Below are 18,348 nucleotides of genomic sequence, written 5' to 3' on the forward strand. Positions count from 1 at the left end.
AAGCGCATCCGGCAGCGCCGGAGCAACACTACGACCGGAGGATGCGCGTGATCGACACCAGCGACATCGACGTCTACCTCGGCCTGGACGTCGGCAAGGGCGAACACCACGCCACCGCCGTCACCCCGGCCGGGAAGAAGGCCTTCGACAAGCGGCTGCCCAACAGCGAGCCCAAGCTCCGCGAAGTCTTCACCAAGTTGCAAGCCAAGCACGGCACCGTGCTCGTGATCGTCGACCAGCCGGGCTCGATCGGGGCCCTCCCGCTGACCGTGGCCCGGGATATGGGCTGCCAGGTCGCCTATCTACCCGGACTGACGATGCGCCGGATCGCCGACCTCTACCCAGGCGAGGCCAAGACCGACGCCCGTGACGCGTTCATCATCGCCGACGCCGCCCGCTCGATGCCGCACACTCTCCGGACCATCGAGCTTGCCGACGAGGCGGTCGCGGAGATGGAGATGATCGTGGGTTTCGACGACGACCTGGCCGGCGAAGCGACGAGGATCGCCAACAGGCTGCGGGGCCTGCTGACACAGATCCACCCGTCGCTGGAGCGCGTGCTGGGCCCGCGAGTGCAGCACCCAGCCGTGCTCAAACTGCTCGACCAGTTCGGTTCCCCGGCCCAGATCCGCAAGGCCGGACGGCGCCGGCTGGTGAACCTGATCCGGCCGAAGGCACCGCGGATGGCCGAGCGGCTGATCGAGGACATCTTCACGGCCCTGGACGAGCAGACGGTGACCGTGCCCGGCACGGACGCGGCCGCGTTGATCGTCCCAAGCCTCGCCAGCTCGCTCCAGGCAGTGCTCGACCAGCGGAAACTCCTCGCCACGAGGATCGAGGAACTGCTGGAGGCCCACCCTCTTTCCAAGGTCCTGACGTCCATGCCGGGGATCGGCGTCAGGACCGGAGCAAGGATCCTCATCGACGTGGGCGACGCCAGCAGCTTCCCGTCCGCCGCCCACCTCGCCGCCTACGCAGGTCTCGCCCCGGCAACCCGCAGCCCGGGCTCCTCGATCCGCGGCGAACATCCATCCCGGCGGGGAAACAAGCAACTCAAACGCGCCTTCTTCCTCTCAGCGTTCGCCGCCCTGGCCGACCCGGTCTCCCGGACCTACTACGACAAGAAAATCGCGCAGGGCAAGCACCACACCCAGGCCCTCCTCTGCCTCGCCAGACGACGAGCCGACGTGCTCTTCGCCATGCTCCGCGACGGCACCTTCTACCAACCCCAACCCGCCCCCACCGGTTGACGAAACCCATAGGAGCCCCCGCTTCCCGCCAGCTGACACTTTGCCAGGGAGAGCGTCGGATGAGCGTCGCGAGCGGTATTCCAGCATTCGGAAATGCCCCGCAACCCCCACACCACCTTGTGATGCACACGCATAAACCTACAGGTCAGGCATTCTTGGCGATCGGCTTCAGGGTCGCCACGCACTCCACATGATGCGATGTCGGGAAGAGGGGGATGAAAAACATGTGGAAAGAAACAGCAGGTCAGGGCCCTACTGTGCAAGCATCGCGTTGATCGGCAGTGTGCCTTACGTGCGGCATAGGCGCTACGTACACTCGCACGACGCTCCCCTACGCAAGGCGGCGTCCCACACCTGATGTTCCGTCGCCGATAACGCCGACCACACCGCCGTGAGGCAGTAGCCAGAGCGGGAGGTCGTCAGGGAGGACCCGGAATGCCTTGTAGCCCCCGAGCCGGCGTACCGCATGGAAGTCTCGGCGGTCGAGGGCGAAGATGGCCTCGGTGTCGAAAGCTGCAGCCAACGCCATGTTCACCGCGTCCGCCAGGTCGAGGTCGAGACCCAAGTTGCGGGCGGGTACAGACTACGCATCTCGTCGGACAGGCCGAAGTGGTCCTGGAGCGCGCGCTGGCCGGCGTCGGTGAGAGCGACGGCGCGGCTGGTGCCGATCCGAGTGATCCAGCCGGAGCCGAAGGCATGACGGCATACGGCGGGCACCGACGGCACCGGCCAAGTGAGGGCAGCGTTCCGTCCAGTCCAGGCACGATCGGACAGGCGGACGCCGCGTGACGGGCGGCAGCGTGATGTCGAGTTCGGCCAGCCAGGCGGTCCCGTTGCCGATGAGCGTCAGCCCCGGGTGGGGGTGACAGTCATGTTCGTCGGCACCAGGCTCGCGGAGATCACCAGCGCTTACCCCACCTCCGGCGCGCTGTATTACATGGCCGACCAGCCGGGCTCCAAGAAGTGGGGCTGGTACACGGGCGGGCTGAATCTCCTCGGCCTGCTCGGCGCGATAGCCGGGATCGGCTACGGGGCCGCGCAGTTCACCGGGGCCTTCGCTTGCGCGATGTCCGCGGCGAGGAGGTCCGCTGTCCGCCGGGTGTGCTCAGTCAGGTAGAAGCGCCCGCCCTCGTACTCATGGAAACGGCCTCGCCCGCGGTGTGCCGTTTCCAGTCCCGCACCACGTGCGGCGGGGTGTCGCAGTCGCGACTGCCGGGAAGGACCCGCACTGGACAGCAGGGCTCGGAGCTCGGGTGCCACTGGTAGGTCCGGACGGCGTGGTACTCGGCCCGGAGGCCCGGAAGGAGCAGCTCCAGCATCGCCGAGTCGGTGAGGAGTCCGGTGTCCGTTCCGTTCAGCCTGCGCATGTCCGTGATCAGATCGGCGTCAATCTCTGAGCCCCATCGTGGCCTCGACGCTCCGCGAGGGGGCGCCGAGTGCGCGGACACATACAGCCGCGCCGACGCCAGTCGGCGGGCTACCTCGCACGCTGCCAAGGCACCCGTTCTGTGCCCGAACAGGGCCGGCGGACCGCCGTTCCGGGCGGGCCCGAACTCCCTGACGACATGCCCCGCGAGCTCGCCGAGGTCGTCGATCGCAGGCTCGTGCCAGCGGTCCTGGCGGCCCGGGTACTGCACCGCCAAGACCTCGAGACGCCGTGGCTCACTGCTCGGCCGACGCCACCCAGCGCAGGCTGTCGGCCGAGGGCACCAGCCCGCCGGGGAACAGCGCGTCCGCCGGGTCGAGGTCACCGCCGAGCGCGGCCTGGACCTGGATCTGGGTACCCTGCTCCATGACGCTGCCCATGATCTCCGACTGGTACAACGGAGTGGCGTCGTCCCCACCGGTCCGGTCGACCTGGGACACCGACCGCTCGAGTTCACCGGCGGTGTGCTTGAACCTCGTCCGCACTGACTCGGCGTCCACGAAGGCGCCGTCGAGAGAGGCCACCCCGCCCACCAGCTCGACGAATGCCTCAAGCTCCGAGTCCGCGAAGCTGGTGACCTTCTTCGCCTGCCAGAAGTACGACTGGTGGTCACTGTTCATATCGTAGAACGACACCAGGAACTCGTAGAACAGGCCGAATTCGTGGCGGTACCGCGCATCGAACTCGGCGAAGCTCTCCTCCTCGCCGAGGTCGCCCGCCAGCACGGAGTTGATGGACCTCGCAGCGAGCAGAGCGCTGTAGGTCGCGAGGTGCACCCCCGAGGAGAAGACCGGGTCGAGGAAGCAGGCGGCATCCCCGACCAGCACCATTCCCGGGCGCCAGTAGCTGCTGTTGCTGTACGAGTAGTCCTTCCGGACACGCACCTGGCCGTAGACGCCTTCCGTGACACGCTCGGCGTCGGCCAGCAGGTCGTCGACCCGGGGGCACTTCGCGATGAGCTGCGAGAGCGCGTCGGCGGGGTCACCCTGCACCGACTCCGCGAACTCACGGTTCACCACCGCGCCCACGCTGGTGAGGGTGTCGCTCAGCGGGATGTACCAAAACCAGCCTTCGTCGAAGGCGACGCAGAAGATGTTGCCCTGCTTTGGCCCGGGCATCCGCTTGCCGCCTTCGTAATAGCCGAAGATCGCGATGTTGCGGAAGAAGTCCGAGTAGGCGCGTTCGCCACCGGCCCTGCGGTGGATTCGGCTCTTGTTCCCGGACGCGTCGACGACGTACCGCGCGCTGACCGTGTGCCGGGCACCGGTTGCGTCGGTGTAGGCGACCCCGCGGACCCGCTCGCCGTCCTCGACCACCTCGGTCACGGCGCAGTTCTCGCGCACGTCCACCCCGAGCTTGCGGGAGTGTTTGAGCAGGATGTCGTCGAACTTCATCCGCTCGACCTGATACGCATGCGAGGTCGGACCGGCCATCCGCGGCGAGATGGCGAAGGCGAACGACCACGGCTCGGGGCTGCTGCCCCACCGGAAGGTGCCGCCGAGCTTGCGTGTGAAACCGGCCCGCTCGATCTCCTCGGAGACGCCCAGCAGCCCACAGATGCCGTGCACGGTCGCCGGTAGCAGTGACTCACCGATCTGGTACCGCGGGAAGGACTCCTTCTCGAGCAGCAGCACCCGGTGTCCCTGCTTGGCGACGAAGGACGCGACAGTCGAGCCACTTGGGCCACCGCCGACCACGACGACATCGAACTCTTCAGCAGATGACACGGACAGTCTCCTTAACTTGTCGGGCGCGGACGCGGTCGCAGCACTGGCCGCTCGCGCTTGCGCGCCACGGCCAGCCGGCCCGAGAGCTTCTCGACCGTGGTCGCGTTGAACAGATCCGGGATGGCGAGCTCGACGCCCAGCGTCGACCGGATCCGGGACACCAGTCGGGTCGCCAGCAGCGAGTGGCCGCCGAGCTCGAAGAAGTCGTCGTCGATGCCGACCTTCGGCACGCCGAGCAGCTCCGCGAACAGCTGGCACAGCACTTCCTCACGCTCGTTCCGCGGCCCCCGGCCGGTCCCGGCGCCGGCTCGGCCCGGTGCGGGCAGTGCACGCCGGTCCACCTTGCCGTTCGGCGTCAGCGGCAGCTCTTCCAGCACGACCAGAGTCGAGGGGACCATATGGTCGGGCAGGGAGTCCTGCAGGTGAGCCTTCACCGCGGCACCCAGGGAGATGGCTTCCGCGGACCGGGACGGGTTGTTGGTCAGCGGCCGGGGTCCGGAGCGCTGCGGCCGATACCCGCTCGTGGGCACCCCTGTCGCGCTCCGCTCCATGAACAGGACGTCGAGCGTGCCGTCCTCGCCCGGAGGCAGCACCAGAGCGCGGTAGCCGGCCCGTCCGGCCGGCTCGGCAAAGCCCCCGGGGTCCGGGAGGGCATCGTCCCGTTCCGCCAGCCTGTCCCGGGCGGCTTCCTGCGGGCCACCGTCGGCCAGGACGCGTACCGCCGCGAGTTCGTGCTCGACCCGCGCGTCGGGGACGCCGCGTAGCCGGACGGGTGCGGGGTGCGCCGCGGCCAGCAGGTCCGCCAGCGTGTCCAGGCCGGTGAGGTCGGCGCCCCAGGTGAGCTCACAGGCGCCGTCGGTATCGACGCGTTCGTACGGCTGCTTGTGGAGGACGACATCGAATCGGTGCGCGGTCAGCTCGTTGCGGAAGTCCGATCGCTTGACGCGGAGGTCGGCCGCGGCGTCCAGGCCGGTGAAAAAGGCCGGGTCGATCAGCAGTTCCTTCTCCAGGGACACGGACTGCTCGACCGCCGCACGCACCGCCTTGCCGTCCGCCGTGCCGGCCGGGCGGCCCAGCTCGACGGCTGTGCGCAGCGCCTCCAGCAGGTGCATGTTGCGTGCGTCGCCGACGAACACCCGGCCGCCTGGGGTCAGCAGCCCAAGCAGGCCCCGCAGCACTTTCTCCAGGTAGTCGGCGTTCGGGAAGTACTGCACGACGGAGTTCAGCACAACCGTGTCGAAGTGTCCCTGTGGCAGCCCGTCGAGGTCGTGGGCCGGCTGGACCCGTACCTCGACGCGGTCGGCCAGCCGCGGGTCGCGGGCCACCTGGCCGCGGACTCCCTCGACGATCCGGGGCGAGATGTCGGTGCCCCAGTAGCTCTCGCACTCCGGCGCGATCTTCGAGAGGAGCAGCCCGGTGCCCATGCCGATCTCAAGCACGCGCTTCGGCCGCAGTTCGAGGATCCGGTCGACAGTCGCGTCGCGCCAAGCGCGCATCTGCTCGACGGGGATCGGCAGACCGTCATAGCTGCTGTTCCAGCCGGAGAAGTCCTCGCCGAACTCGGCCGCTTCCCCGCCGGCGTAGAGCGAGTCGTAGGTGAGCTGCCACTCCCCCACCTGCCGCTCGTCCCGGTCCTTCGCCACCGCGGGGTCGTCTCCGCTGGGGACGAGATAGCCGACAAGGTGCTTGCCACCCGGCTGGTCCTCCCGGGGCACCACGACGGCCTGCGCCACGCCGGGGTGGGCGGTCAGCGCCGCCTCCACCTCGCCGAGTTCGATCCGGAAGCCACGGACCTTTACCTGGTCGTCGGACCGGCCTACGAACTCGAGCTGGCCGTCGCCGCGCCACCGGGCCACGTCCCCGGTCCGGTACATCCGCTCCCCGGGGACGCCGAACGGGCAGGCCACGAACCGGCCGGCAGTCAGTCCCGGGCGCCGGAGGTAACCGCGCGCCAGGGCTTCACCCGCGATGTAGAGCTCACCGGCCACGCCCGGCGGAGTGGGCCGCAGCCGGTTGTCGAGGACGTAGAGCCGGGTGTTGTCCAGCGGCCGTCCGATCGGGGGCAGGGTGCCGTCGGGGACTAGATGGTCGCTGATGGTGGCGCAGACGGTGGCCTCGGTTGGGCCGTAGGCGTTGACCATCCGGCGGCCAGGCGCCCAGCGGCTGACGATGTCGGCCGAGCAAGCGTCGCCAGCCATGACCAGCATCATCGATGCGGGCAGGCCGTCGTCCGGCAGGGCCGCGAGCACCGGCGGGGGCAGGGTCACATGGGTGATGCCCTGCTCGTGCATCAGCGCGCTCAGCGCCGGCCCCGGCAGCGTCTTCTCCCTCGGCGCCACGACCAGCGTCGCACCGGCCAGCAGCGCCATGCACATGTCGGAGAACGCGCCGTCGAAGCTGGGCGACGCGAACTGCAGCACGACGCTGTCCGGCCTCACGTCCAGGCGCTCGATCTCGCTGCCCATCCGGCTGGCGATGCCCGCGTGGGGGACCACGACGCCCTTCGGAACGCCGGTGGAACCGGAGGTGTAGATGACGTAGGCGGCATGGCCCGGCCGCAGGGGCGCCACGCGGTCGCCGTCCACCAGATCCCCGCCCGGCAGTCGGGAGGCGGCCGAGCGGGTCGCGCCGTCGAGGACGATCCGCACGAGTCCGGCGGGCAGCGGGACCGTACTGTCCGCTGCGATCAGCACGCACCGCGGCGCGGCGTCGTCGAGCATGAACGCGATGCGCTCCGCGGGGTAGTCCGGGTCCACCGGCAGATAGGCGGCGCCGGCCTTCAGCACCGCCAGCATGGCCGTGGTCAGCTCGATCGACCGGGGCAGCGCGAGCGCGACGTAGTCGTCCGGCCCCACCCCGCGCGCGGCCAGATGCCGGGCCAGCCGGTTGGCGTTCGCGTTCAGCTCCCGGTAGGTGAGCGCGGTGCCCTCGCAGCGGATCGCGACCGCGTCTGGGGTCGCGGCCACCTGCGTCTGGAAGAGCTCCGGGAAGACCGCCGGGGCGACATCCCGGCCAGTGTCGTTCCACTCGCGCAGCACCTGCTGCCGCTCGGCGGAGTCGAGGACGTCGACGTCGCCGAGACGTGTCCCGGGGTCGGCCGTCATCACCTCGAAGACCCGGACCAGCCGGTCCAGCATCCGCTCGACGGTGGCCGGGTCGAACAGCTCGACCGCGAACTCGACCACGCCGGTCAGCCCGTGCGGCGTGCCCTGCTCGTCGAACTGCTCGAACACGCTGAAGGCCAGGTCGAACTTCGCAGTCTCGGTGTAGAGCTGCTTGGCCTCGACCGCCAGCCCGGGCAGCCGGAACTCGACGTCGGCCAGGTTCTGGAACGCCAGCATCACCTGGAACAGGGGGTGCCGCGACGTCGACCGGCTCGGATTGAGGATCTCCACCAGGCGCTCGAACGGAAGGTCCTGGTTGGCGTAGGCGCTGAGATCCGTTTCCCGTACCCGCGCGATGAGTTCGCGCAGCGCCGGGTCGCCGCCGAGGTCGGTGCGCAGCACCAGGGTGTTGACGAAGAATCCGACGAGCCCGTCCAGGCTCTCGTCGGTCCGGCCGGCAATGGCCGTGCCGATGGGGATGTCCGTACCGGCACCCAGTCGGCTGAGCAGTGCGGACAGGCCCGCCTGGACCACCATGAACAGGCTCGCATCGCTCTGCCGGGCCAGCTCGGTGAGCGCGGCATGGAGGTCGGCTCCGATGTCGAACCGGACGGTCGAGCCCCGGTAGCTGGCGACCGCGGGACGCTGCCGGTCCACCGGCAGTGGCAGTTCCTCCGGCACGCCGTCCAGCGCTTTCGCCCAGTACTGGATCTGCTCGTTGATCAGACTGTCCGGGTCGTCCTCGGTGCCCAGCAGATGCTGCTGCCACAGCGTGTAGTCCGCGTACTGGACGGGCAGTTCGGGCGCACCGTCGTCGAGCCCGGCGGCCCGGACCTGGTACGCAGATGCCAGGTCGTCTGCCAGCGGGGCCATCGACCAGCCGTCGCCCGCGATGTGGTGGATCACCAGGGCGAGTACGTGCTCGGTCGGGGACAGTGCGAAGAGCTGTGCCCGCAGCGGCGGATCGGCGGCCAGGTCGAACTCCTGGCCGCAGAACCTGGCGACCTCGGCGTCCAGCCCCTGCTGGGTGGCGTCGGTGCACGGCAGCGCGGGCCGGACGTCGAGCACGCGCTGGAACGGCACTCCGTCGACCTCCCCGAACACCGTCCGCAGCGTCTCGTGCCGGTCGGTCAGGTCCCCAAGCGCCGCGGCCAGTGCCGCACAGTCGAGCTCGCCGGTCAGCCGCAGCACGGCCGGCATGTTGTACGTTGCGCTCGGGCCCTCCATCTGGCCGAGAAACCACAGACGGCGCTGAGCGAAGGACAGCGGCAACCGTTCGGGCCGCTGCGCGCGGGTGACGGCGGGCCGCAGCGAGCCGCCGACCTCGTCCAGCCGCCGCGCGAGCTCCGCCACCGTGGGTGCGCCGAAGATGTCGCGGACGGTGAGTTCCACACCGAAGGCCGGCCTGATCCTGGCCACCAGCTTGGTCGCGAGGAGCGAGTGCCCGCCGAGGTCGAAGAAGTGGTCGTCGATGTGCACCTTGGCCGCGCCGGTGACATCCGCGAACAGGCCGCAGAGGATCTCCTCCCGCGGGCTGCGTGGGGCACGGCTCGTACCGGTGCCGGTGAACCTGGCGGCGGGCAGCGCGCGGCGGTCCAGCTTTCCGTTGGGAGTCAGCGGGAGCCGGTCGAGGACAACGACCGCTGCGGGCACCATGTGCCGGGGCAGGACCTCACCGACCGACCTCCGAGCCGCCGCCGGGTCGACGGTCCGCCCCTCGTGTGGCACGACGTAAGCGATCAGGCGCTGCTCGCCGGGGACGTCCTCGCGGGCGACCACGGCGACTTCGCGCACGGCGCCGTCGCTGGCCAGCACAGATTCGATCTCGCCCGGTTCGATGCGGAAGCCGCGGATCTTGACTTGGTCGTCGGCGCGGCCGAGGAATTCCAGCTGCCCGTCGGTACGCCAACGGGCGAGGTCGCCCGTCCGGTACATCCGTTCGCCCGGCGCCTGTGCGGCCTCGGTCGGGCAGGGGAGAAACCGCTGCGCGGTCAGTCCCGGACGTCCCTGATAGCCCCGTGCCAGTCCCGGACCGGCCAGGTAGAGCTCGCCGGCGACGCCTGCCGGCACCAGGCGCAGCGCGCCGTCCAGGACGAGCACCCGCATGTTGTCGATCGGGCGGCCGATCGGCGGCGTCCGGGAGCCGGACAGGGGGTCCGACATGGTCGCGCAGACCGTGCCCTCGGTCGGACCATAGGCATTGAGCACGAGGCGGCCCGGCGACCAGGCAGCGACGACCTCGGGCGGGCACGCCTCGCCGGCCAGATTGAGGGTGAGGTTTACCGGCAGCTCGTCGGGCCGCATCGCGGAGAGGACGGCGGGCGGCAGGGTCACGTGAGTCAGGGCGTGCTTGGCGGCCAGCTCGGTCAGGGTGACGCCTGGGACGAGCTGCTCGGCGCGCGCGAGCACCAGCGCCGCTCCGGACAGGAGGGCCATCGACACCTCGGAGAACGCCGCGTCGAAGCTCGGGGACGCGAACTGCAGGACCCGGCTGCGCTCGTCCACTCCCAGCCGGGCGATCTGCCCGAAAGCGAGCGACGCCGCACCGGCGTGGGTGACGACGACACCCTTCGGCCGGCCGGTGGAGCCAGACGTGTAGATGACGTACGCCGGGTGGTCCGGCAGCAGCGGGGCGATCCGGTCGGCGTCGCTCAGGTCGGCCGCCGGGCCGGTGTCCGTGTGGGTGCCGGAGCGGCCGTCGAGCGTGATCCGGGGAAGGCCGCCGGGCAAGCCCGCCGGGCTCTGCTCGCCGATGATGACGCAGGCGGGCGCGGCGTCCGCGCACATGAACGCGAGCCGCTCCGCCGGGTGTTCCGGATCGAGCGGGAGGTACGCGCCGCCCGCCTTGGACACTGCGAGCATGGCGGTGATCAGCTCGATCGAGCGCGGCAGTGCCAGTGCCACCACGCTCTCGGGGCCGATGCCGGAGGCGACCAGCGAGCGGGCGAGCCGGTTGGCGCGGCCGTTCAGATGAGCGTAGCTCAGCGCGGTGTCCTCGAAGAGGACAGCGGCCGCGTCGGGGGTTCTGGCGGCCTGTGCCTCGAAGAGCGCGGGCCAGGTCGCCGCTGGGTGCTCGCGGGCCGTGTCGTTCCACTCGTGCAGCACCCGCCGGCGCTCGGCCTCGTCGAGCAGCTCGATCCGGCCGACCTCCACCGCCGGGTCGTCCGCCATCGCCTGCAACACGCGCAGCAGGCCGCGCTGGTGGGTCAGGAGGTCCTCCTGCCGGTACAGAGCACTCGCGTCGAAGTCGACGCGCAGCCCCTGCCCTTCACCGCGGTCGTAGACCGTGATCGACAGATCCTCGACCAGCCCGCCCGCGAGGTTGTGGGAGGTCATCGGGTGACCGCCGAAACCGCGGTCGTAGCTGAACGGCAGAACGTTGACCACCGGGCCGACCAGCGATTCGTCCTCCAGGGACAACCGCTGGTCGCGGCGCATGTCCTCGTAGCGGTACCGCTGGTGGCGCAGCGCCTCACGGGCGCGCGACAGCACGTGCCGGGCGAGGTCGGCGCAGCTGAGCCCACTGGTCACTGTTAGGCGCAGCGGCAGCAGATTGGACACCATCCCAGCCGCCCCGGTGCCGGGGCCCGGCCGTGCCGTCACCGGCAGTCCGAGCACGAGGTCCTGCGCTCCGGTCAGCCGGTGCAGATAGGCGGCCACGGCGGTGAGCACGACGGTGGGCAGCGCCCGCCCGGTGGAGTCGATCAGCCGCTGCTGGAGGTCCGCGCCGAGCTGTGCCGAGCAGTGCGCCGGCTCTTCGGCCGCGCCGGACGAACGCTTGGCCAGGGTCACCCGGTCCGGCCGGTCGGCCAGCTTGGCACGCCAGTACTCCTGGTCGGCGGCGAAGGAGTCGGAGGTACGATAGTCGGCCTCCTCGTCAAGCAAACCACGCAACGGCAGCGGTTCCGGCCGGCCAGTCGGCTCGCCGGCGAGGAGCGCCGAGTACGCCTCGGCGACGCGACGGACCACCATCGCCCCGCTGTAACCGTCCAGAGCGGCGTGGTGGAACTGGAAGTACCACTGCCAGCGTTCCGCGGCCAGCTTGAACAGCAACACGGTGTGCAGCGGGCCACGGGACAGGTCGACCGGCCGGTCCAGGTCGGCGCGCATCTGCTCCAACGCGGCGTCCGCGGGGTCCGGCCTCGCGGAGACGTCCACCACGTCCACGGTGGCGGCCCCGGTGCCGTGGACGAACTGCCGTGGCCCATCCGCTTCTTCGGTGAACCGGAGGCGCAGCGCCTCGGTCTCCTCGACGACTTGGTGCCAACTGGCACCGAACACCTCGGGGTCTACGGGGCCGCGGATGTCGAAGTATTCCGCGATCCGATAGCTCCGGCCGCTGGAATCGAGTTGATGTCCGTACCAGATTCCGCGCTGCGCGGCGGAAAGCGGCAGCAGGTCACCGCCGACGTTGCTCATTTTCATTCCCGGGGTAGTAGCCGGTGGACCAGGGCGGCGAACGTCAGGAGGCTTCGCGCAGACTCTTCGGCCGCATATCCGCCCAGTTCTCCTCGATGTAGGCCAGGCAGACCTCGCGGCTGCTGTCGGAGATCTCCGCGGTCCAACCCTCCGGAATGTCGGCGAATACCGGCCAGAGCGAATACTGCCCTTCGCCGTTCACCAGGACAGAGAAGACCGCCTTGTTATCGTCGAACGGATTCGTCACTGGACTACCCCTATCGCATCGTCGCGCTCGAACTGCAGACTTGCCCGCGCGACGGCGTCCCAGCAAGTGGAAGGACGATACGGGACGGAACGAGACACCGGCAGTTGTGTACCCGCCGGAAGTCCGGCTGTAGTCTTCCGGGCGGATCTGAATTGCATCTCTCTTCTGAATTGGGGTCAGTGCATTGCTTGCTGGGAGAACGAAAAGACCCGGCCGGCGGGTAGTGATCACCGGGCTCGGCGTAGTTTCCAGCATCGGCACCTCGGTCACCGAATTCCTCGCCGGGCTGCGCACCGGTCGCAGCGAGGTCCGGCCCATATCCGCATTCGACACCACCGGCTTCGAGCACGCCAACGGCTGCGAGATAGCAGGGTTCGAACCGGAGCGCTGGATCAAGCGGCTCGATCCTGGAGAGCTCGGCCGGGCAGCCCAGTTCGCCGTGGCCGCCGCCAGGATGGCCGCAGGCCACGCCGGGCTGACCCCGGAGGTGCTGGCCGCGAGCCGCGTCCTGGTGGCCGTCGGCACCACCGACGGCGAGACCCGCGACCTCGACCGGCTGGTGGCGCAGGACGCTGCGGAACCGGGTGCGATGGCCCCGCGGATCGCCCGCCGGGCCTCCCCTTCCCGGCTGTCGGCCTCCGTCGCGCGCGAGTTCGCGCTCGCAGACGCCGAGGCGGTGACCATCCCGACGGCGTGCGCTGCCGGCAACTACGCGATCGGCTACGGGCTCGACGCCATCCGGGCGGGCGATGCGGATCTGGCCTTCTGCGGCGGCGCGGACGCGGTCTGCCTCAAGACCTTCGCCGGGTTCTACCGGCTCGGCACCATCGCTCCAGACCGCTGCCGCCCCTTCGACCTCGGCCGCAAGGGCATCCTCACCGGCGAGGGGTCGGGGATGCTGGTGCTGGAGAGTCTGGAGTCGGCGCTCACCCGGGGCGCCCGGATCCACGCCGAGGTGCTCGGATACGGCCTCAACTGCGATGCGTACCACCAGGTCGCGCCGCTCGAGGAGAGCGTCGCCGACTGCATGCGGCTGGCGGTCACCGACGCGGGCGTCAAAGCGGACGAGGTGGATCTCATCTCGGCGCACGGCACCGGCACGAAGGCCAACGACAGCACCGAGGCGAGGGCGATCCACGCGGTCTTCGGCGACCGGCCGCCCCGTACGGTGTCGATGAAGTCGATGCTCGGGCACACCATGGGCGCGGCCAGCGCGCTTGCCGCGATCGGCTGCACCCTGGCCCTGGAGCACGGCTTCATCCCGCCGACCGTCAACCACACCACGACCGATCCCGAGTGCGGTCTCGACTGCGTACCCAACGAGTCGGTGGCGGCGGACCTACGGATCGTTCAGAACAACGGGCTCGCCTTCGGCGGCAACAACGCGGTGGTCATCTTCGGCCGCTACGACGAAGGAGCAGCGTGACAGGCATGCGACCCGTCATCACTGCATGGTCGGCGATCTCGCCGTTCGGGTTCGGATCGGAGGCATTCCGGGCCGGGCTGCGGGGCGGAGTTCCGGCCCCCGCCTCGGCCGCCGGGCCCGCCCGGGACGTGCCCCGCCGGCTGGTTCCGGACTTCGACGCCCGTACCGTACTCGGCAAGAAAGGCACCCGCTCGATGGACCGGGTCACCGCGCTGTCGGTGGCGGCGGTCGGCGAACTGGTGGACCGGCCGGAGGCGCCCGGCACTCCTACCGAGGGCCCGGCCCCCGGCCTGGTACTCGGCACCACCGGCAGCGTGCAATCCACGATGGACTTCACCCGCAGCTCGCTCGACGGCGATCGGCCGTTCTACGTCGACCCGGCCCGTTTCCCCAACACGGTGATGAACTGCGCGGCTGGCCAGTGCGCGATCTGGCACGGGCTCAAGGGCCCGAACGCGACGATCGCCGGCGGCCGCGCGGCCGGCCTCCTGGCGCTGAACTACGCGCGCCGGCTGCAGGTCGGCGGCCGCGCAGGGACGCTGTTCTGCGGCGGCGCCGAGGAGTACTCCGACGCGCGGGCACGGCTGCACCACCACGGCCAAGGCGACCCGGACGGCACGGTCCTCGGTGAGGGGACGGCGGTGCTGCGCCTGGAGCCGGACGGCTCCGCGGCTGCCGAGCGGGGCGGCCTGGCCGAAGTCGTCGCGCTGGAGTTCGGCGTGTACAAGGACGCCGGGGAGATCCCGGCGCTGCTGCTCCGCTGTCTGCGCCGGGCGCTGGAGCGGGCCGGAGCTCGGCCCACTGACATCGCACTCGTCGCCCCGGGCGCAGCCAGCGGCCCGGAACAGGCCGCGCTGTCCGAGCTGTTCGGTCACCGGTCACCCACGGAGGTCGACTGCACCAGCCTGATCGGCGATCTGGCGGCCGCAGCGGCCGCCTTCCAGGTGCTCGCCGTGCTCGTCAGGGCCGAGGACGACGCGGTGCTCGCCGGCCGCTTGGCGCTGGTGACCGCGGTCGACCACGACGGCATCCTCGGCTGCGCGCTGCTGCGGCTGTATCCCGCATGCTGACCACGACCACGGCGAGGACCCCTTGACCAGCACCAGCCCCGAAGAGCAGTGGGACGCCATCGTCGTGGGGGGCGGCCTCGGCGGCCTGACCTGCGCCGCCTATCTCGCCGCCGCGGGACGGCGGGTGCTCGTGCTTGAGCAGCACGACTGGGCGGGCGGCAACAGCCACGTCTTCCGCCGCCGCCGTGCCTACGAGTTCGACGTCGGCGTGCACTACCTGGGCGACTGCGGACCCGACGGCGTCATCCCGGCCATCCTGTCCGGCCTCGGCGCCGACGACCGGATACGGTTCCGCGAGATGGACCGCGACTGCTTCGACCAGGTCCTGATCCCCGGGCTCACGCTCGACGTGCCCGCCGACTGGGACGCGTACCTGACCCGGCTCGAACGGGCGCTGCCCGAGGACGCGGAGGGCCTGCGCACGTTCACCAGTACCTGTCGGTCCGTCGGCGCTGAACAGCGCTGGGCGCTGCTCACCGACGCCGCGCTGCCAGAGATCGCCGCCGGCACCGAGCACGTACGGGCCTGGGGCCGGCGGCCGCTGTCCGAACTATTCGACCACTGCGGGCTGTCCACCCGGGCCCGTACGGTGCTCGCCGCCCAGTCGCCGAACTACGGCATGGGCCCGGACGTCGCGACGGTTGCTACCCACGCCATGGTGACCGACCACTACATCCGGGGCGCCTATGTCCCGGTCGGCGGCGGACAGTTGCTGGCTGCGACGCTGATCGAGGTCATGGAGGCGCACGGCGGTGAACTGCGCACCCGTAGCCGGGTCACCTCGATCGACGTCGCGGAGCGCACGGCGACCGGTGTGCGCCTGGCGGACGGGACATCGCTCACCGCGCCGCTGGTGATCTCCGGCGCCGACTATCGCCGCACGGTGCTGGACTTGGTAGGTGCGGAGCACTTCAGCCCGCGGATCGTCCGCGCGACCCGGGAGGCGACGGTGGGGCTGCCCTTCGCGACCGTCTACATCGCTCTCGACCGGCCGCCGGCGCGGCAGGCCGAGGCCAACATCTGGTGGTACGACCACGAAGACATCGGCGACCTCTACCGCGGGCTACACGCGGGCGAGCAGCCGGACGAGGTGCGCTTTCTCTTCATCTCGTTCGCCTCGCTGAAGGAGCCCGGCGCGCGGCACCTCTGCCCGCCCGGACACGCGAACTTTCAGCTGATGACGATGTGCCCGCCCGGCTACCGGCACTGGGGCGTCGAGCGGGGACCGGCCGAGGGCGGCCGGTACCGCCGCGAGCCCGCCTATCTGGCGGAGAAGAAGCGCTTCACCGACGCCGTACTGCGGGCCGGTGAGCGAGTGCTGGGTCCGTTCCGGGACCACATCACCCACCTGGAGCTGGCCACCCCGCTGACCCAGGAGCGGTACACACTCTCCACCGGCGGATCCCCGTTCGGCCTGGCCACCTGGGGCGCCACCGGCGCCCGGCCGAACACCGCCACGGGCATCAAGGGCCTGCACGTCGTCGGTCAGAGCACCCGCTACGGCAGCGGGATCACGGGCGTGATGGTCAGCGGGATCGCCTGCGCTTCCCGGATCCTCGGGCGACCGCTGCTGACCGAGGCGCACGCCGGCACGGTGTTCGCCGACCGGGGCCGACTGCCCGCGCGCGCTGCGGGCTGGGACCCGCTCGCCGTCTCCCGGGGTGCCGCGAGGCGGAACGCGCGTGGGCTGGCCAAGGTGGACTGAAGCCGGAAGGCGCGTGGGCAGGTCAGCGCTTCACGGCGAGTGTCAGGCCGTCGGCGAACGGCAGCATGCACAGGTCGACCCGGTCGTCCTCGCGCAGCTTGGTGTTGAAGGCGCGCAGCGCCCGGGTCTCGTCGTCCTGCACCGACTCGTCGATGACCCGCCCGGACCACAGCACGTTGTCCGCGGCCAGCAGGCCGCCCGGCCGCAGCAGGGCCAGGCCGTACTCGTAGTAGGTCTCATAGCCCTCCTTGTCCGCGTCCAGGAACACGAAGTCGTAACCGCCGACCGCGCCCTCCTCCTCGACGAGGGCGGCCAGGCTCTCCCGGGCGTCGCCGACCCGGAGGTCCACCTTGTCCGCGACCCCCGCCCGCTCGCAGTGCCCGAGCGCGGTCTTCGCCCACTCCTCGCTGATGTCGCAGGCCGTGACGCGGCCGTCGGCAGGCAGGGTCAGCGCCGTGCGGAGCAGGCTGTAGCCGGTGAAGACCCCGACCTCCAGGGTCCGCTTCGCACCAATGGCGCGAAGCAGCACGGACAGGAACTGGCCCTGCTCGGGCGAGATCTGCATATTGCGCTCGTCAAGCCGTGAGGTCTCCTCGCGCAGCTCGCCCAGCGGCGCCGGTTCGGACAGGGAGACGTCCGCGATGTAGTCCTGGAGTTCGTCGGTGATGCTGACCTGGATTCTCATGTCTTCGCTCTCTGTGTGATGTCGGCCGGCCGGGGAATCGTCACAGCCGGGTCAGGAACCGCTGCACCTCGGCGACCAGGTGGTCGACCGATTCGGCGGCGAAAAGCACCGGCATGCAGTCCGTGTCGTCGAAGTCCTGCGCCACGATGTCGGCGGTGTCGAACGCCCGCAGCTCCACCTTGTCCAGCGATTCCATCTCCGCGACCGAGGACAGCAGGGCCGCTCCGCACACCCGGGGGCGGCCGCCCTCGTACACGACACCGGTCTCCATGGTGAACCAGAAGACATGGACCAGGGCCCGCATGGCACCTGGTGTGGCCACCCGCCGGGCGGCCTCGCCGAAGCGCCGGTAGAGGTCCGCGAAGGCGGGATCGCCCAGCATCACGGCGTGGCCAACCAGCTCGTGCAGGACGTCCGGTTCCGGGGAGTGGTAGGGCGATTCGGGCCGCCGCAGGTACTGCGTCGCGTAGAACCCGCTGTCCGCGAAGGTGCTGAGGAACCGCTTGACAGGGACGGTGCCTTCGGCGGGCCGCAGATGGAAGCCGGTCAGCTCGGTCAGCACAGTGGAGACTACGGCAAGTTGTGGAACCCACTGGCGTTCCAGGAACACCGCCTCGGCGGCCCGCCGGTAGTTCGCGCACGCCACTTCCTGGTGCAGGGAACTCAGTTTGGCAGTAACCGTCTCCCAGAGGGCGTCCTCCTCCTCCGTATATGCAATGTCCGGCAACGGCTCACCGGGCTGCCATTCCCTTGCCTTCTGCTGACGCGTGGCCTTCTGGCGCTCGTATTCATCAGTCATCGCGTCTTGTTTCACCCCTCCCCTTGAAGTTGCGGCACAACTCCCCCTCATAGCCACTTACGCACGCTAGCCCACGGCCCTGCGGGCGGGATACGGAGAACGGCCGTCTCGTTCCGTCCCGTGCTGTCCGCACCCTTGCGGGACAGTGCCCGCACGCCTGAGATCTGAACTAGTGAAACGATGCTCAACTCGTACGCCGGAGAAAGAGGTCACGACTGTGGCAACAACCACTGACGAGAATTTCGCCAAGATTAAGGAAATCGTCTGCGAAATCCTTGAGCTCGAAGAAGAAGAGGTCACAACCGAGGGCCTGTTCAATGAGGAGTACGGCGCCGACTCGCTGCGCGCCATCGAGATCCTCGGTTCGCTGGAGCGCGAGTTCGGGGTGGTCATCGACCAGGCCGACCTCGTCCGGATGACGAACCTTCAGGGCGTCTACGACGTGGTCACCGAAACCGCGGGCTGGGCGAAACAGTAATCACCACACAAA

At 70.0% G+C, this 18,348-nt stretch carries 11 protein-coding genes and 3 pseudogenes; 6 read left to right on the forward strand and 8 right to left on the reverse strand.

The window, feature by feature from the left end:
- The first annotated feature begins 41 nt into the window (after positions 1–41).
- Complete coding sequence (locus tag AB0435_RS13890; protein WP_366427063.1) at positions 42–1,250, forward strand: IS110 family transposase; 1,209 nt, start codon at positions 42–44, stop codon at positions 1,248–1,250.
- Between the two features lie 406 nt (positions 1,251–1,656).
- On the opposite strand, the pseudogene AB0435_RS13895 reads toward AB0435_RS13890, so the two are convergent.
- Positions 1,657–1,809: pseudogene (locus AB0435_RS13895) on the reverse strand (VapC toxin family PIN domain ribonuclease); the annotation flags it as partial.
- Positions 1,782–2,103, reverse strand: a pseudogene (locus AB0435_RS13900) (hypothetical protein); the annotation flags it as partial. The pseudogenes AB0435_RS13900 and AB0435_RS13895, both read right to left, overlap by 28 nt.
- Here AB0435_RS13900 and AB0435_RS13905 point away from each other — a divergent pair.
- Positions 1,984–2,307: pseudogene (locus AB0435_RS13905) on the forward strand (hypothetical protein); the annotation flags it as partial. The pseudogenes AB0435_RS13900 and AB0435_RS13905 sit on opposite strands and share 120 nt — an antisense overlap.
- Positions 2,308–2,359: 52 nt before the next feature.
- Here AB0435_RS13905 and AB0435_RS13910 read toward each other — a convergent pair.
- Genes AB0435_RS13910 through AB0435_RS13925 form a run of 4 tightly spaced genes read right to left on the reverse strand, consistent with a single transcriptional unit; the run spans position 2,360 to position 12,173 of the window.
- Positions 2,360–3,001 carry a thioesterase domain-containing protein gene (locus AB0435_RS13910; protein ID WP_366427064.1) on the reverse strand — a complete coding sequence of 214 codons (642 nt, stop codon included), beginning with the start codon at positions 2,999–3,001 and terminating at the stop codon, positions 2,360–2,362.
- Complete coding sequence (locus AB0435_RS13915) at positions 2,913–4,403, reverse strand: tryptophan 7-halogenase (RefSeq protein ID WP_366427065.1); 1,491 nt, start codon at positions 4,401–4,403, stop codon at positions 2,913–2,915. Before AB0435_RS13915 ends, AB0435_RS13910 begins: the two co-directional genes overlap by 89 nt.
- Before the next feature lie 11 nt (positions 4,404–4,414).
- A complete protein-coding gene (locus AB0435_RS13920) occupies positions 4,415–11,926 on the reverse strand; it encodes an amino acid adenylation domain-containing protein (RefSeq protein WP_366427066.1) in 7,512 nt (2,503 codons plus the stop codon).
- Positions 11,927–11,969: 43 nt separating this feature from the next.
- A complete protein-coding gene (locus AB0435_RS13925) occupies positions 11,970–12,173 on the reverse strand; it encodes an MbtH family protein (protein ID WP_366427067.1) in 204 nt (67 codons plus the stop codon).
- A 223-nt stretch (positions 12,174–12,396) separates the two neighbouring features.
- On the opposite strand from AB0435_RS13925, the gene AB0435_RS13930 reads away from it, so the two are divergent.
- From AB0435_RS13930 to AB0435_RS13940, 3 genes are read left to right on the forward strand one after another with little or no spacing between them, the layout of a single operon-like run.
- Positions 12,397–13,599, forward strand: coding sequence for a beta-ketoacyl-[acyl-carrier-protein] synthase family protein (locus AB0435_RS13930; protein WP_366427068.1), 1,203 nt, complete (start codon positions 12,397–12,399; stop codon positions 13,597–13,599).
- Positions 13,600–13,604: 5 nt separating this feature from the next.
- A complete protein-coding gene (locus AB0435_RS13935; protein ID WP_366427094.1) occupies positions 13,605–14,669 on the forward strand; it encodes a beta-ketoacyl synthase N-terminal-like domain-containing protein in 1,065 nt (354 codons plus the stop codon).
- Positions 14,670–14,691: 22 nt separating this feature from the next.
- On the forward strand, positions 14,692–16,374 hold the full coding sequence (locus AB0435_RS13940; RefSeq protein ID WP_366427069.1) for an NAD(P)/FAD-dependent oxidoreductase: 1,683 nt from the start codon (positions 14,692–14,694) through the stop codon (positions 16,372–16,374).
- Between the two features lie 22 nt (positions 16,375–16,396).
- Here AB0435_RS13940 and AB0435_RS13945 read toward each other — a convergent pair whose 3' ends face one another.
- Positions 16,397–17,059: a class I SAM-dependent methyltransferase gene (locus AB0435_RS13945; RefSeq protein WP_366427070.1), complete on the reverse strand. Its 663-nt coding sequence runs from the start codon at positions 17,057–17,059 to the stop codon at positions 16,397–16,399.
- Positions 17,060–17,099: 40 nt separating this feature from the next.
- Complete coding sequence (locus AB0435_RS13950) at positions 17,100–17,858, reverse strand: phenylalanine 4-monooxygenase (protein ID WP_366427071.1); 759 nt, start codon at positions 17,856–17,858, stop codon at positions 17,100–17,102.
- A 217-nt stretch (positions 17,859–18,075) separates the two neighbouring features.
- Here AB0435_RS13950 and AB0435_RS13955 point away from each other — a divergent pair, with 217 nt between their 5' ends.
- Positions 18,076–18,336: an acyl carrier protein gene (locus AB0435_RS13955; RefSeq protein ID WP_366427072.1), complete on the forward strand. Its 261-nt coding sequence runs from the start codon at positions 18,076–18,078 to the stop codon at positions 18,334–18,336.
- Positions 18,337–18,348 lie beyond the last annotated feature (12 nt).

This window comes from Streptomyces sp. NPDC051173, assembly GCF_040689515.1.
Taxonomy (GTDB): domain Bacteria; phylum Actinomycetota; class Actinomycetes; order Streptomycetales; family Streptomycetaceae; genus Streptomyces.

What these genes read in the sequence shown, in the direction of transcription:
- AB0435_RS13890 (WP_366427063.1), top strand. Translation starts at nt 42, where the DNA reads ATGCGCGTGATCGACACCAGCGACATCGACGTCTACCTCGGCCTGGAC.
- AB0435_RS13920 (WP_366427066.1), bottom strand. Translation starts at nt 11,926, where the DNA reads ATGAGCAACGTCGGCGGTGACCTGCTGCCGCTTTCCGCCGCGCAGCGC.
- AB0435_RS13935 (WP_366427094.1), top strand. Translation starts at nt 13,605, where the DNA reads ATGCGACCCGTCATCACTGCATGGTCGGCGATCTCGCCGTTCGGGTTC.
- AB0435_RS13945 (WP_366427070.1), bottom strand. Translation starts at nt 17,059, where the DNA reads ATGAGAATCCAGGTCAGCATCACCGACGAACTCCAGGACTACATCGCG.
- AB0435_RS13950 (WP_366427071.1), bottom strand. Translation starts at nt 17,858, where the DNA reads ATGACTGATGAATACGAGCGCCAGAAGGCCACGCGTCAGCAGAAGGCA.